The organism is Burkholderia sp. L-4, assembly GCF_056856535.1.
The window spans coordinates 759007-773109 of the sequence record NZ_JBXEOX010000002.1; the positions used below are offsets into that span (position 1 = coordinate 759007).

The 14103-nt window shown below is 69.0% G+C and carries 14 protein-coding genes; 2 read left to right on the top strand and 12 right to left on the bottom strand.

Annotated features, from left to right (window positions below; genetic code table 11):
* Positions 1 to 122: 122 nt before the first annotated feature.
* Genes AC1VVG_RS20195 through AC1VVG_RS20210 form a run of 4 tightly spaced genes read right to left on the bottom strand, consistent with a single transcriptional unit; the run spans position 123 to position 3802 of the window.
* Positions 123 to 845, bottom strand: coding sequence for an SDR family NAD(P)-dependent oxidoreductase (locus AC1VVG_RS20195; protein ID WP_034189766.1), 723 nt, complete (start codon positions 843 to 845; stop codon positions 123 to 125).
* Positions 823 to 1944, bottom strand: coding sequence for a 2,3-butanediol dehydrogenase (locus AC1VVG_RS20200; protein WP_059556393.1), 1122 nt, complete (start codon positions 1942 to 1944; stop codon positions 823 to 825). Before AC1VVG_RS20200 ends, AC1VVG_RS20195 begins: the two co-directional genes overlap by 23 nt.
* A gap of 1 nt (position 1945) precedes the next feature.
* Positions 1946 to 3250 carry an MFS transporter gene (locus AC1VVG_RS20205; RefSeq protein ID WP_482836076.1) on the bottom strand — a complete coding sequence of 435 codons (1305 nt, stop codon included), beginning with the start codon at positions 3248 to 3250 and terminating at the stop codon, positions 1946 to 1948.
* A gap of 18 nt (positions 3251 to 3268) precedes the next feature.
* Complete coding sequence (locus AC1VVG_RS20210) at positions 3269 to 3802, bottom strand: 2,4'-dihydroxyacetophenone dioxygenase family protein (RefSeq protein ID WP_473375994.1); 534 nt, start codon at positions 3800 to 3802, stop codon at positions 3269 to 3271.
* Between the two features lie 176 nt (positions 3803 to 3978).
* Between AC1VVG_RS20210 and AC1VVG_RS20215 the strand changes: the two genes are divergently transcribed.
* Positions 3979 to 4959, top strand: coding sequence for a helix-turn-helix domain-containing protein (locus tag AC1VVG_RS20215; protein WP_034189762.1), 981 nt, complete (start codon positions 3979 to 3981; stop codon positions 4957 to 4959).
* 86 nt (positions 4960 to 5045) lie between these two features.
* Here the strand turns inward: AC1VVG_RS20215 and AC1VVG_RS20220 are convergent, their stop codons facing one another.
* The 5 genes from AC1VVG_RS20220 to AC1VVG_RS20240 form a co-directional block, all read right to left on the bottom strand.
* Positions 5046 to 6611: a GMC family oxidoreductase gene (locus AC1VVG_RS20220; RefSeq protein WP_473375995.1), complete on the bottom strand. Its 1566-nt coding sequence runs from the start codon at positions 6609 to 6611 to the stop codon at positions 5046 to 5048.
* A gap of 149 nt (positions 6612 to 6760) precedes the next feature.
* Positions 6761 to 7729 carry a helix-turn-helix domain-containing protein gene (locus AC1VVG_RS20225; RefSeq protein WP_034189760.1) on the bottom strand — a complete coding sequence of 323 codons (969 nt, stop codon included), beginning with the start codon at positions 7727 to 7729 and terminating at the stop codon, positions 6761 to 6763.
* 203 nt (positions 7730 to 7932) lie between these two features.
* Positions 7933 to 8721 (bottom strand): hypothetical protein, encoded by a 789-nt coding sequence (locus tag AC1VVG_RS20230; protein WP_473375996.1) that lies wholly within the window; start codon positions 8719 to 8721, stop codon positions 7933 to 7935.
* A 154-nt stretch (positions 8722 to 8875) separates the two neighbouring features.
* Positions 8876 to 9823, bottom strand: coding sequence for an aldo/keto reductase (locus AC1VVG_RS20235; RefSeq protein ID WP_200086993.1), 948 nt, complete (start codon positions 9821 to 9823; stop codon positions 8876 to 8878).
* Between the two features lie 344 nt (positions 9824 to 10167).
* On the bottom strand, positions 10168 to 10788 hold the full coding sequence (locus AC1VVG_RS20240) for a LysE/ArgO family amino acid transporter (protein WP_069705957.1): 621 nt from the start codon (positions 10786 to 10788) through the stop codon (positions 10168 to 10170).
* Between the two features lie 110 nt (positions 10789 to 10898).
* Between AC1VVG_RS20240 and AC1VVG_RS20245 the strand changes: the two genes are divergently transcribed.
* Positions 10899 to 11792, top strand: a complete 894-nt coding sequence (locus tag AC1VVG_RS20245; protein ID WP_175028894.1) for a LysR family transcriptional regulator ArgP — start codon at positions 10899 to 10901, stop codon at positions 11790 to 11792.
* Positions 11793 to 11840: 48 nt separating this feature from the next.
* Here AC1VVG_RS20245 and fnr read toward each other — a convergent pair whose 3' ends face one another.
* From fnr to AC1VVG_RS20260, 3 genes are all read right to left on the bottom strand, one after another.
* Positions 11841 to 12587 carry a fumarate/nitrate reduction transcriptional regulator Fnr gene (fnr, locus tag AC1VVG_RS20250; protein WP_034189756.1) on the bottom strand — a complete coding sequence of 249 codons (747 nt, stop codon included), beginning with the start codon at positions 12585 to 12587 and terminating at the stop codon, positions 11841 to 11843.
* 103 nt (positions 12588 to 12690) lie between these two features.
* A complete protein-coding gene (locus AC1VVG_RS20255; protein ID WP_034189755.1) occupies positions 12691 to 13158 on the bottom strand; it encodes a universal stress protein in 468 nt (155 codons plus the stop codon).
* Positions 13159 to 13665: 507 nt separating this feature from the next.
* Entirely contained in the window at positions 13666 to 14073 is a 408-nt protein-coding gene (locus AC1VVG_RS20260) for a DUF3005 domain-containing protein (RefSeq protein ID WP_034189754.1), read from the bottom strand.
* Between the last annotated feature and the right edge of the window lie 30 nt (positions 14074 to 14103).

The following is a 14103-nucleotide window of genomic DNA, read 5'->3' on the forward strand; positions in this document are numbered from 1 at the left end:
ACTGATTGATATGAACAAACCCGAACCGGGAGAATCCCGGTTCGGCGGCAACGGAAGAGAGCCGGCCGCGCGACGGGTATCGGCGGGTTTCGCGAATCCGCCGATGTCCCGCGCGCCGAGCGCTAGACCGTCGAGTACCCGCCGTCCACCGGCACGACCGCGCCGGTCACGAACGACGCGCCGGGCGAGCAGAGGAACAGGATCACTTCCGCGACCTCGTCGGCCGTGCCCCAGCGACCGAGCGGCGTGCGCTCGAGGATGCGGCGCGACGCCTGCGCGTCGGCCTTCAGGCCGGTACTGAGCGGCGTGTCGATCCAGCCGGGCGCGACCGCGTTCACGCGGATGCCGCGATCGGCCCACGCCTGCGCGAGCGAGCGCGTGAGCTGCGCGATGCCGCCCTTGCTCGCGCTGTACGCGGGCCGGTCCTTGCTGCCGAAGTACGTGTACATCGACGCGATATTGACGATGCTGCCGCCGTGTGCCGACAGCGCCGGCCGGGCGGCGTCGGACGCGCGCATCACCGACGTCAGGTTCACGTTCAGCACGAGCTCGAACTGGTCCATCCGGTATTCGTCCGCGTGCCGGCTGATGCCGACGCCGTTGACGAGCACGTCGAGCCGCGGCAGCGCCGCGATCGTACGCGCGAGCGCATCGCTGTCGGTCACGTCGAGCGCCACGCAGCGGATGCCCGCATGCACGGGCGCATGCGGGCCGGCGGCGTCGAGCCCGAGTGCGACGACCGACGCGCCGGCTTGCGCGAACCGCAACGCGGTGCGCGCGCCGATGCCCGACGTGCCGCCCGTCACGACGACGGACTGGCCTTCAAACGCCCACTGACGACTCATGCTCGGCACTCCCGGTGAGATGGGCGCGACGGGCGGGCCGTTGCGCGGGTGAAACGAGAATCTTGATCTGCGTGCGGTCGGCGAGCAGCGCATCGAAGCCGTCGGCGACGGCGTCCTCGAGCGACACCGTGCGCGTGACGATCGACGTGAGATCGAGCGCGCCCGACGCGACGATGCGCAGCAGGTCTTCGTACGCGTGTCGGTAACCGACGCTCGCGGTGAACGTCAGCTCGTCGTTGACCGCGCGGAACGCGTCGAAGCCCGCATGCGGCATCAGGCCGACCATCACGAGGCGGCCGCCCTTGCGTAGCGCCTGCATCGCCGACTCGAACGTGGCCGGCAGCCCGGCCGCCTCGAAACTCGCATCGACGCCGAGCCCGCCTGTCGCCGTGCGGATTGCATCCTGCAACGTGCCGGCGTCGAGCGCACGCGCGTCGAACGCATGCGTCGCGCCCACGCGCGTGGCGGCCGCGAGCCGCTCGGGCGACACGTCGACGGCCACGATCGTCGTCGCACCCTGCAGCTTCGCGAGCATGATCAGCAGCAGGCCGATCGGTCCGAGCCCGAACACCGCGCAGGTCTCGCCGAGCCGCAGTGCGCCGCGCCGCAGCGCATGCAGCGCGACGGCGGCCGGCTCCATCACCGCGGCCTGCTCGAGGCTCACGCCGTCGGGCAGGCGATGCAGCATGTAGGCCGGCACGACCGCGAAGTCGGCCATCCCGCCGTCGCCCATCAGCCCGGCGAAGCCCATCGACACGCACAGGTTGTACGACCCGGCGCGACAGTACGCGCACTGGCTGCAGCGGTACTCGGGCTCGACCGCGACGCGGTCGCCCGCGCGCAGCGCCGTCACGCCTTCGCCGACTTCGACGACGGTGCCGCAGAACTCGTGGCCGAGCGTCAGCGGCGCGGTGCGGCGCGACAGCGGGTGCGGCGCGTCGACGGGAATCGCGTGGGGGCCGTCCGCATATTCGTGCAGGTCACTGCCGCAGATCCCGCAATACGCGATCGCGATGCGTACGTCGCCGGGGCCGACGCGCGGCGTGTCGATGTCGACGAGACGGACGTCGCGCGGGCCATGCCATTGGAGTGCCCGCATGTCAGCGCCCTCCGAGGTTTGGCGTGTCGAGGCGGCTGGCGGCGGCACCGGCGAGCGCGCGCTTGCGCAGCACGGCCGGCGCGGTTTCGACGAGGCCGAACGACAGCACGCACGCGAGGATCGCGCCGGTCGCCGACGTCCACATCGCGAACTGGAGGCCATACTTGTCCGCGGCAAAGCCTGCGACAGTCGGCGCGACGAAGCCGCCGATCAACTCTCCGGCGCCCATGATCAGCCCGAGCGCGCTGGCGATCGCGCGCGGCGGCACCGTTTCGCCCGGGATCGTCGCCATGAACAGCGTGAAGCAGCCGAGGCCCGTATAGGTGACGAACACGAGCGCACCGAGCGCCCAGACCGACCCGACATGGATCATCACCAGCGGGCACACGGCCGCGATCAGCGCGAACACGATCATCGTCGGCTTGCGGCCGATCCGGTCGGAGATCGCCGGCACCGCGAAGCCCCAGAACACCCACGCGGCGCCGAGGCAGGTCATCACGATGCCCATGTCGGACGGCGACAGGTGGCGGCTTTCCACGAGGAAGACGGGCGCGAACGAGATGATCACGACGAACCACGTGAGGAAGAAGCAGCTGATCAGCACGCAGAGCAGGATGTTGCGTTCCTTCAGCAGCGCCCAGCGGTTGATCGCCGCGCCGCTCGCGGCCGGCGCGCCGGTGTCGTCGGCCTGCACGTGCCGCGCGCCGCCGGGCGGCACTTCGCGCACCCAGCGCCAGATGCAGAACGCGATCAGGAAGCCCGGGATGCACGACACGTAGAACGCCTCGCGCCAGCCGTACGCGGTGGCGATGCCGATCACGACCGGCGGGCCGATCATCGCGCCGAGCAGGCCGGCGGCCGAACCCTGCAGCAGGCCCATGTTCAAGCCGCGGCGGCTCGGCGTCGAGCTTTCGACCATCAGCGATTGCGACAGCGGCAGCACGGGGCCTTCCGCAATGCCCATCAGCGCGCGGAACGCGATCAGGCTCGCGAAGCCGCCGACGAGCCCGGAGAGTGCCGAGCACACGGAAAAGCCGAGCACGGCGGCGATCAGCAGCGGCTTGCGCGTGCCGCGCGCATCGGACCATGCGCCGGTCGCGGCGCCCGACAGCGCCCACGTGAGCGCCAGTGCGGACGACACCATGCCGAGCTGCGTGTTCGTCAGGTGCAGCTCGGCCGACATGAACGGGAACAGGAACGACAGCGCGAGGCGGTCGAAGAAGACGAAGCCGAACGTCATGAACAGGATCAGCAGCAGCCTGTTCTCGTACGTCCAGGGGGACCGGGAGGAAGACGGGGATGTCATGGGGTGCCTCGTCGTGCGTCAGCGGAACAGCTTCTCGATCGCTTTCGCGCCGAGGCCGACCTTCTCGTAATGCGCCTTGCACATCGCGATGTACGAATGCACGTCGAAGTAGCCGTCGGGGTTGCCTTCGTCGTCGAGCCAGATCAGCGGCCCCTTGACGATGAAGAACGCGCGCATCGGCTCGGGGTGATCGAACGCGACGAGCGTGTGGCCTTCGCCGGGCGTTTCGTACACGAAGTCGCCCTTCGTCGCGGTCCATTCGTGTTCCAGGTAGCCCCATTTGCCGGACAGCGTGTACGCGAACACTTCGTGCGGGTGATAGTGCCGGTTCACGAGCCCGGCTTCCTTGGCCATCAGGATGTCGCACCATTTGTTCTGCGACGGCGAGATCCACAGCGGCCGGGACGAAACCGTTTCGGTGAACGGAACGTAATAGCGTTCGTCGTCGGTGGCCGCGTTCGGGATGTACGCTTCGGGCAGCGCATCGGGCTTGAACGGATTGGCAATCGCCGGAATGTTTTGCCAGAATTCGGATACGGCTTGGTCGACCACGGTTTGTCTCCTTCTATGGGTTGTCGTGGGCTCGACTTTAGCCAGCCGGTGCGCGCCGCTCTTGACTGGGCTGGACGAATTGCTTGACCGCGCCGGACATTGCATCGCACCAAAATCCAGACGAACCATCCCCCAATCCGTGCCGCTCCGCGCGGCGGGCGCCCGCAGGAGGCGACGTGACGAATTCGACCGTTTTTTCACGCACGCGAGGCTCGACGGCCGACGTGCCGGCGCGCGACAGGATGGCGTACTGGGATGCGTTCAATGCGGCGACGCTGGTCGGGCTGCGCTGCTCGTCGCTGTCGCCGGCCGGGCTCGAGGTCGAGAAGACCGACATCGCGCTGCCGGGCCTCGGCATCGCCGACATCAGTGGTCAGGATCACGTGATCGAGCGCAGCCCCGCGCTGGTGCGCCAGTTGCCGAAGGAATCGCTGTTCGCGTGCCAGATCCTGAGCGGGCGCGCGTATTTCATCCAGCGCGACCGGTGCCTGCTCGCGGAAGCCGGCGATGTCGTCGTCTACGACACGCGCGTGCCCTATCTGTTCGGATTCCTGACGCCGATGCGGCAGCTGCTGATCGACATGCCGGTCACGTCGTTCGACGAGCGGCTCGACGCGGAGCTGGCCGCGCTGCCGCTGCGGATCGCGCCGAAACCGGGCGCGGGCGCGATGCTCGGCGCGACGTTGCGCGCGAGCGTCGAGCGTTTCATGAAGGATCCGGTGGCGCACGATGCCGCGCGGTTCGTCGAGCATACGCGCACGCTGATCGCGGAACTCATCGACACGGAAGTCAACGGCGCGGGCGCGTCGCGTGCATCGCTGTCGTACCTGCTGACCGCGAAGCAGTACATCGCGACGCATCTCGGCGAGCCGGAACTCGGGCCACAGGCCGTCGCGGACGCGGTCGGGCTGTCGCTGCGGCATCTGGGCCGGCTCTTCGCGGCCGAAGGCGAGTCGATCACGCAGCACATCTGGTCGGAGCGGCTGTCGCACGCGCATCGCGAGCTGACCGACGCGCGGCTGCGCAAGACGAGCATCGGCGAGATCGCGTTTCGCTGGGGGTTTTCGAGCCAGGCGCACTTCAGCCGCGCGATCCGCGAGCGCTACGGCGCGTCGCCGATGGCGCTGCGCGATGCGGCGCGTGCGGCCGGGGGCTGAGGCCCGGCTTTCGCAGGTTCGGCGGCGCGTGGGTCACGCGCCGCTTTTGTTTTCGGCGCGGTGCCGCATGCCGCACGCGCGCCGCGTCACTCCGCCAGCATGAACTCGGCGCAGCGCTCCGCGATCATGATCGTCGGCGCGTTCGTGTTGCCGGACACGATGCGCGGCATCACCGAGGCATCGCAGATCCGCAATCCGTCGACGCCCCGCACGTTGAGGTGCGGCGTGACGACCGCCTCGTCGTCGTTCCCCATGCGGCACGTGCCGGCCGGGTGATAGACGGTTTTCGCGCGGCGCCGCACGTAATCGGCGAGCGTCGCGTCGCTCAACGTCTCGGCTTCGCGGACGATGCGCGAGAGCGACGGTGCGCGGATGATCCGCCGCGCGAGCGCGACACCGCGCATGAGGCCGTCGACATCGGCCGGATCCGACAGCGCACCGCTGTCGAACAGGATCGGCGCGGCCGGATCGTTGCCGCGCAGTTGCACGGAGCCGCGCGAGCGCGGCCTGAGCAGGCACGGGTTGATCGACAGTCCGTGGCCGGGCAGCGGCGCGCGGTCGACGTCGCCGACGAGCGTCGGCAGCACGTGGAACTGGATGTCCGGGCGGCCGCCGCCCGTCGTATCGACGAACGCGCCCGATTCGACCACGTTCGACGTCAGCAGGCCCGTGCGGCACAGCATCCACTGCAGCCCGTGCCGCAGCGCCTTCAGCCCGCGATCCTCGCCGAGCAGGCTGACCGGCGCGTGGCTGCGGCCGTAGATCGACACCTCGAGATGATCCTGATAGTTCGCGCCGACGTCACGGCTGTCGTGCAGCACGTCGATGCCGTGCGCGCGCAGGTGCGCGCCGGGCCCGATGCCCGACAGCATCAGCAGCTTCGGCGTGCTCAGCGCGCCGGCCGCGAGCACGACGTCGGCGCGTGCGGCGGCCGCGCCCGTTGCGCCGCCTTCGGTGCGCCATTCGACGCCGGCGGCACGCCGCCCGTCGAACCGGATGCGCGTCACGCGGCAGCCGGTCAGCACGCGCAGGTTCGGATGGGCGAGCGCCTCGGCGAGATAGGTGGCCGCGGTGCTGCCGCGCTGCCCGTCGAAGATCGTCGTGTGATAGAAGCCGACGCCGTGCTGCGCGGCGCCGTTGAAGTCGTCGTTGTACGCGATGCCGGTTTCCTGCGCCGCCTTCACGAACGCGAGGCTCAGCGGATGCCGGAAGCGCGTGTCGCCGACTTTCAACGGCCCGTCGGTGCCGTGGAACGGCTCGGACAGCCGCAGGTGCGATTCGGCGCGCTTGAACACGGGCAGCACGTCGTCCCAGCTCCAGCCCGTGCAGCCGAGCGCGGCCCAGTCGTCGTAGTCGTCGCGCGTGCCGCGCACGTACAGCATTGCGTTGACCGAACTGCCGCCGCCGAGCGTGCGGCCCTGCGGCACATAGGTCTTGCGGCCGGCCGCGCCGGGCTGCGGCTCGCTCTCGAACGTGACCGTGCGCCGTGTGCCGAGCACGCGGATGAACGTCGCCGGAATCCGGATGAACAGGCTGTCGTCCTTCGGGCCGTCCTCGAGCAGCAGTACGCGCCTGCCGGCCGTCACCAGCCGATGCGCGACCGTACAGCCGGCCGAACCGCCGCCGACGACGATGTGGTCGTACGTCTCCATCCCGCTTCTTCTCCTTGTTGTCGGGCGGCGGAACGCGTGCCGCCGCGCAGGAAGCCAGCTTAGCGAACGGGTTGCGGCCCTATTTGACCGGGACGGCCGCCGTGCTTGCCTCGCCCGGACACGGCGGCGGGTGGCGGCGCGAACGGGCGCTAGCGGGCGTCGGCGGGTGCGCGCGACGCGCTCGGCGTCTCGCCGAATCGCGCGCGGTAGCTGCGGCTGAAGTGCGCGCTGTTGTTGAAGCCCCAGCGGAACGCGATTTCGCTGACCGTCAGGTGCTTCAGCGACCGGTCGCGCAGGTCGGCACGGCACCGTTCGAGCCGCCGCGCGAGGATGTAGCGCGTGAGCGGCATCCCTTCGATCTCGAACACGCGCGCAAGCTGGCGCGGCGACAGGTTGATCGCCCGGCTCACCGATTGGCTGTCGAGATCGTCGTCGGCGAGATGGCTGTCGATGAAGGCCTTCGCGCGCGACAGCGTGTGGACGGTCGACTTGGTCGGCGACGTGTCGCCGTCGCGCAGCCGCAGCATCGACTGCACGAGATCGAGGAGCGCGGCGGCGCGCCGTTCGCGCGCGTCGGGCGTCGGCTCGTGCGGCGCGGCGAGCAGCCCGACCACCTGCCGCACGGCCCACGACGTCACGCCGTCGTCGCGATCGATCTTGACGAGGCTGCGGTAGCGCCACGGGCCGACGCGCGCTTCGAACACGTCGCGCGGCACGTCGAGCACGGTCATCGCCATGTCGGCCGGAAAGCCGTGACCGTACGGCATCGACGTGTCGTACAGCACGAGGTCGCCGGGCGCGTGCTGCATGCAGTCGACGTCCTGGAACGTATAGCCCTGCCCCGCGTGCATCAGGCAGATGAAGATGGCGTCGCGCTGATCCGTGTGGATGTTGTGCGGCGTGCGCACGACCGCATGCCGGTTCGCGACGATGTCGCATGCGCGGAACAGCCCGAGATCGCGCGTGCGCATCGACGCATCGATGCCTTCGGACGACTTTCCGCTGCATTCGATCCGCACGAGCGTGCGCGCGACATGGTCGACCCAGAAGTCGACGCGCTCGGCACCGCGTACGGCGCGCGTCGAGACCGTGGCGATCTCCGTGCTGGTATCCGGCATGACGTTCTCCCAATGACCGCCCGAGCGGCGCAGTCTCGGGCACGTCGAACGGCGCGGTCAATCCGTGAAAGACCCGGGGCCGGCGCGTCACGCCCTTGCAGCGGGGCGCGGCGGGCGGTTGCGCGATCGATGTCCGGCCGAGTCAACGGAAGCGGCCGTACGAGTCAAGACACGGCCGTGATTTTCGGGCAGCCGGCGCGGGCTCACTTCGACGAAGACGAGGGCAGCCCGAGCGGCACGTCCCGCTCGTCACCCATCTTGCCGCCGCGGAACGCGACGCTCACGTAGCCGGCACGCCGTGCGTCGGTGACGTTCGCGTAGATCGACGTCATCAGCATCCCCGCGTCGCAGCCGAGCGCGATCGTGCGGTCGGCGCGGCCGGTCGCGATGTTCACGGCGCGCAGCGACCGCATCGCGATGCCGCACGTGTCGGACAGCGCATAAACACCGACCAGCATGTGCGTCCTGGTGCGATACCACATCGGGATATCGACCACGCCGTCGAGCTGGAGATGATCCTGGTCGTTGTCGTTCAGCCGTCCGACTTCGTTCAGCGTGATCGGGAAGGTGTGGCGGCCGTCGTCCCACGTGCCGGTCACCGTTTTGCCGGCGAGGTTCAGCGCGATCGGGCAAGGCTTCGGCCGCGTCGGCGACGCGGCCGGCACGACCGGCGAGTCGGCCGTCGACGCGGGCTGCGATGCTTCGCACAACGTCATGCGGCCGTCGGGCGTGCGCCGACCCTGCAACGGGATCGGCTTGCGATGCGCGTCGTAGTAATAACTGCCGTCGACGCGCCAGCGGCCTGCGTCGTTGCGGTTGATGGCGTCGTAGGTCTGCAGCGATACGTGAACGGGTGCGTGGCCGATCGTGCCCGTGTAGTTCGCGATTTCGTACCAGCCGGCGACGGACACGGCCGGCGCGCAGGCGAGCAGCGCGGCGATCGCCGCGGCGAGCGGGCGGGAGAATCGGGCGCGGCGCGGGATGCGGTTCATCGGCGGTCCGGGTGCGTGGGATGCTCGCCATTGTATCCATCCGTCATTCCGCGATTGCCCGCCTCCGCACGGACGGCGAAACGGATGCACATATGACACAGGCCGGCCGTGCAACCGCGCGACTTCTCCAGCCGGCCTGCTGCCGCGACGGGTCTCAGGGCGCGCTGGCCTCGTCGATCTGGCGGATATCGTCCTGATCGAGTTGCAGGCGGATCGCCTCGCCGAGCAGGTCGAGCTGCGCGAGCGACGTCGCGCTGGCGATCGGCGCGGTGATCGTCGGCCGCGCGATCTGCCACGCGAGCGCGATCGCGGCCGGCTGCGTGCGGTGCTTCGCCGACACGGCGTCGAGGGCCGCGAGGATGCGCAGGCCGCGTTCGTTCAGATAGCCGGCGACACGATCCCCGCGCACGCTCTTCTTCAGGTCGGCCTCGCTGCGGTACTTGCCCGACAGGAAGCCGCTCGCGAGCGCGTAGTAGTTGACGACGCCGAGCTTCAGGTCGCGCACGACCGGCTCGAGATCGCGTTCGTAACCGGCGCGGTCGATCAGGTTGTACTCGGGCTGGATCACCTGGTATGCGGGCAGCCCGTCGCGCTGGCTGATCGCGGCGGCTTCGCGCAGGCGCGCGCCGCTGTAGTTCGACGCGCCGATGATGCGCACCTTGCCGGCGTCGATCAGCGTCTGATACGCGCCGAGCGTCTCCTCGAGCGGGGCCGTATCGGCGAGATCGCGATGCGAGAAATACAGGTCGATATGGTCGGTCTGCAGGCGGCCGAGCGAATCGTCGACGGCTTTCAGGATGTTGTCCTTCGTCAGCCCCGCGCGCGCGGCCAGCAGGCCGACCTTGGTCGCGATCACGACCTGCTCGCGCTTGCCGGAGCGCTTGAGCCACTTGCCGATGATGGTTTCCGATTCGCCGCCGCTGTTGCCGGGGACCCAGGCCGAATAGACGTCGGCCGTGTCGATGAAGTTGATGCCGGTGTCGGCGAGCGCGTCGAGCAGCGAAAACGACGTGCTTTCGTCGACGGTCCAGCCGAAGACGTTGCCGCCGAACGCGAGCGGCGAAACCTGGATGGTCGATGTGCCGAGGGTGCGGTATGCCATGTTCCTCTCCGATAACTGCGGGTGACGGGATTGAACTGCGGATGGGGCGATACGAATGCGGCGGGACGGCGGCGTGCGCGATGCGGTTCCGCCGTTGTCGCGGGACACAGGACATTCTCGCCGATCGCTCCGGTTCGTGCAGCCGGTGCGTCGCCGCGATGATGGATGGCTCGCGGCAGATGGCGGATGCGCCGTCCGTTACGTGAGCGTTTCGTGCGGCTGCGTTCGATCGGGAGCGAATTTTTTACGGCGGCGGGGGCGACGAGGAGGCAGGCTGCGCGGGCGGGGTGCCGGCGCGGTGGGAAAGACGGGCGGCAGTCGGCCGCCCGTCCGAGGGGGAGCCGTCAGCGCAACTGCACCGCCGCGAGAAACAGCACCATGCCGCCGATCGCGCCGTCCAGCACGCGCCACGCGACGGCCTTGCGGAACCACGGCGCCAGCAGGCGCGCGCCGTAGCCGAGCCCGAGGAACCACACGACGCTGACCGTCATCGCGCCGATCGCGAACGCGAGCCGTGCGCCTTCCGGTTCGCGTGCGCCGGCCGTGCCGATCAGCAGGAACGTGTCGAGATACACGTGCGGGTTGAGCCACGTGAACGCGAGCGTCATCAGCACGATCGCGAGCCCGCCCTGCGACGGCGGCGCGACCGCGTCGCCGCGCACGTCGAGCGTGGCGTGGCCCGGCTTGAACGCGCGGCGCAGCGCGTTGATGCCGAACCAGGCGAGATACGCGAGCCCGACATACAGCACCGCATGGACGAAGGCCGGATAGCGTTCGACGAGCACCGATGCGCCGCCGACGCCCGCGCCGATCAGGATCATGTCGGACAGCGCGCACAGCAGCACGATCTTGCCGACGTGCGCGCGCATGATGCCCTGGCGGAGGACGAACGCGTTCTGCGCGCCGATGGTGACGATGAGCGATCCGCACAGGGCGGCGCCGTGGGAAAAAGCGAGCCAGTTCATGATGATGGGCAGCGGGACGGGCAGTAGACGAATGAATCGGGTAGCGCTAGTCTGCGGTCAGCATGAAGATAAGAGAAGCTAATTCACCTAATGCGGATTAAGGAAATCTAATGCTCGACTACGCGTTGCTCGATGCCCTCGCGGCCGTGATCCGGCATGGTTCGTTCGAACGGGCGGCCAAGGAGCTGAATGTCACGCCGTCGGCCGTGTCGCAGCGCGTGAAGCTGCTGGAGGAGCGCGTCGGCAGCGTGCTCGTCAAGCGCGGGCAGCCGTGCGTCGCGACGACGTCGGGCGCGCTGCTGTGCCGGCATACCGAACGCGTGCAGTTGCTCGAGGCCGAACTGGGCGGCCGGATGCCGGCGCTGCCGGGCCAGATCGCGAGCGCGTGGCCGACGCTGCGCGTGGCCGTCAACGACGACAGCGTCGCGACGTGGTTCATCGATGCGGTCGGGCCGTTCTGCACCGAGCGCGAGACGTTGCTCGACCTCGTGATCGACGACCAGGATTACACGGCGTCGCGCATTCGCGACGGCAGCGTGCAGGGCGCCGTGACCGCGCAGGCCGAGCCGATCCAGGGATGCCGGTCGGAACGGCTCGGCCGCATCCGTTATCGCGCGGTGTGCTCGCCGGCGTTTTACGACCGCTATTTCAACGCGGGCATCACGCGCGACGCGCTGCGCCGCGCGCCGTGCGTGATGTTCAATCCGAAGGACGGGCTGCAGGCGCGTTTCATCCGGCGCGTGACACGCGCGGATCTCGATCCGCCGCAGCACTGGATACCGCACGTGGCAGGCTATCTGCGCGCATGCGAAACGGGATTGGGATGGGGGATGTGCCCGGACCGGATGGTCGATCGCCAGCTGGCGGCGGGTGAGCTCGTGGACATGTCGCGCGGGCGCACCGTCGACATCGATCTCTACTGGCAGAGCTGGCGCCTGTCGATCGGCTGGCTCGACGATTTCAGCGCGGCGCTGAAGACGCGCGCCGCGCTGTTTCTCGATTGATTCGGCAGGCGATGCCGGCGGCGCGCGAGCCGTGCGCGCCGAGCGGGATCAGACGTGCTGCAGGCCGTCGAAGTCGACGATCTGCACGTGGCGGCCCTGCATTTCGATCAAGCCGCGCTTCTGGAACTTCGACAGCGTGCGGCTGACCGTTTCGAGCGTCATGCCGAGATAGCTGCCGATGTCTTCGCGCGTCATCCGCAGGTTGAATTCCGACGGCGAGTAGCCGCGCTTCAGGTAGCGCGACGACACGTCGAGCAGGAAGGCGGCGACGCGCTCTTCCGCATTCAGCGAACCGAGCAGCATCGTTTGCGACGTTTCGCGCACGATCTGTTCGCTCATCAGCTTGTGCATGCGCAGCTGCATCGAGCCGGCTTCCGAGCACAGTGCCTTGAGCGCGCTGTACGGGATCACGCAGACGGAGCTGTCTTCCAGCGCGACCGCGGTACGCGGGTGGGTATCGTCGCAGATGCCGTCGAGGCCGAGCGCTTCACCGGCGAGATGCAGGCCCGTGACCTGTTCGCGGCCGTCGTGGCGGGTCGCGACGGTTTTCAGCGAACCCGAGCGCACCGCGTACAGGTTGTCGAATGCGTCGCCTTCGCGGAACAGCGCTTCGCCGCGCTTGACGGGGCGCGCCGCGCAGATGACCGACTCGAGGCGGCTGAGTGCTTCGGGTGCCAGGCCCTGCGGCATGCACAGGTGCCGCATTGCGCACGACGAGCAGTGCGCGGCCTGGCGAGGCGCCCAGCTACCGGTGTGCGGCGTGGCGGCGGGACGTGTGGCGACGGGCGTCAGCATGATCGTTTACTCCGGCGTTGGATCGACGGAATCATTGTCCCACCGCAAGTTGCCGCTGTCGGGTGACAAAACGTCGCGACCGGCGGCGCGTGCCGGATACCGTTCAGGCAGGCTGTTCGTCGACGTTCGCGGCCGCGGGGATCAGCAGCACGGGCACGGTGGCGTGCCGCACGCATTGTTCGGCGATGCTGCCGAGCACGAGGCGGCGGAAGCCGCGGCGGCCATGCGTGCCGAGCACGAGCAGATCGGCGCCGAACGCCTTTGCACCATCGAGGATCAACGACGAGACATCGTTGAGCGACGTCGCTTCGTTCTGCCGTGTTTCGCCTTTCACGCCGGCGGCCTGCATCAGCTTCGTGAAATCCTGCGCGAGTGCGTTGCCCTGCGCGACGAGCTGATCGCGCAGCACGGACGGATCGTAGCCGGGCACGTTGTAGTAGATCGCGGCGTTCTCGACGACGTAGAACGGTTGCAGCTCGGCGCCGTGCGCTTTCGCAAGCGCCAGCGCGGCATCGAACGCGTGGCGGGACGTGTCGCTGCCGTCGACGGCAACCAGAATACGCTTGTACATAGTGTCTCCGAATGGCGGGTTGAAACGAAGTCGGCCGGATGGCCGATCGGGCTGGGCAATGCGCGATGCTGCGAGGCAGGGTAAACCAACGGCGGGGACTTTGCAGTGCGGCGCCCGCCGGGTCGCGCGGCCGCACGGCGCCTGCCGCTGCGGCGAACGGCCAGGCGTGCGGCGCATGCCGCACCGCGCGACGCGGGGTGCGTCGCGTGCGGCTCGGTCGTGGCCGCCGCGCGCGTCGGCGGCGGGAACGCATGAGGACATGCACCAGCCGGGCGCGACAGACACGTCGATGCACCGCCCGTGTCGCCATTCAATCGCAACCGGGCCGTTTCGACATGACTTCGATCAACGCATGGGCATTGGCACGATTCGCGGCATGCATGAAGCCGTGGATGCCGATGCGTGAAATCGTTCAATCGAGCATCGATCGCGCACGCCGGTCCGCCGCCACCGGTCGCCGACCGGTGCCGTTGCGCAAACGAACGATCGATTCAAACGGCGCGCCGGCTATCGCGGTACGGCCGTCAGTTCGATGATGCGTTCCGGCCGCCGTCCGTGGCCGGGCCAGTACGCGCTGCCGTACATCCTGTGAACGGGGCCGAACGGCGCGTCGCCCGGAGCCGGCGCGTCGAAACCTTTCTCGATCACCATGTAGCCCGCGCGCAGCGCGAATGCCGGATGGTTGCCGCCGGGGCGGCTGTCGAACCCGGCGAAGCCGTCGCCGGCTTCCGGCATCGCGTTGACGAGCGACGCATTGCTGCGCGTGATCTGGTCGGGCGAGATCGGCCCGCCGCCGGCGAGGCGCGACGCCTCGCGGTTCTTGCCGTCGGTGTCGACCGTGCTGTCGTGCGTGTCGTCGTTGTCGAGCTCGATGCTGCGCGGATGCACACGACCTGTTTGACCGGATGATTCCATCGCGGCTCTCCTGGCGGCGAAACGCTCCGG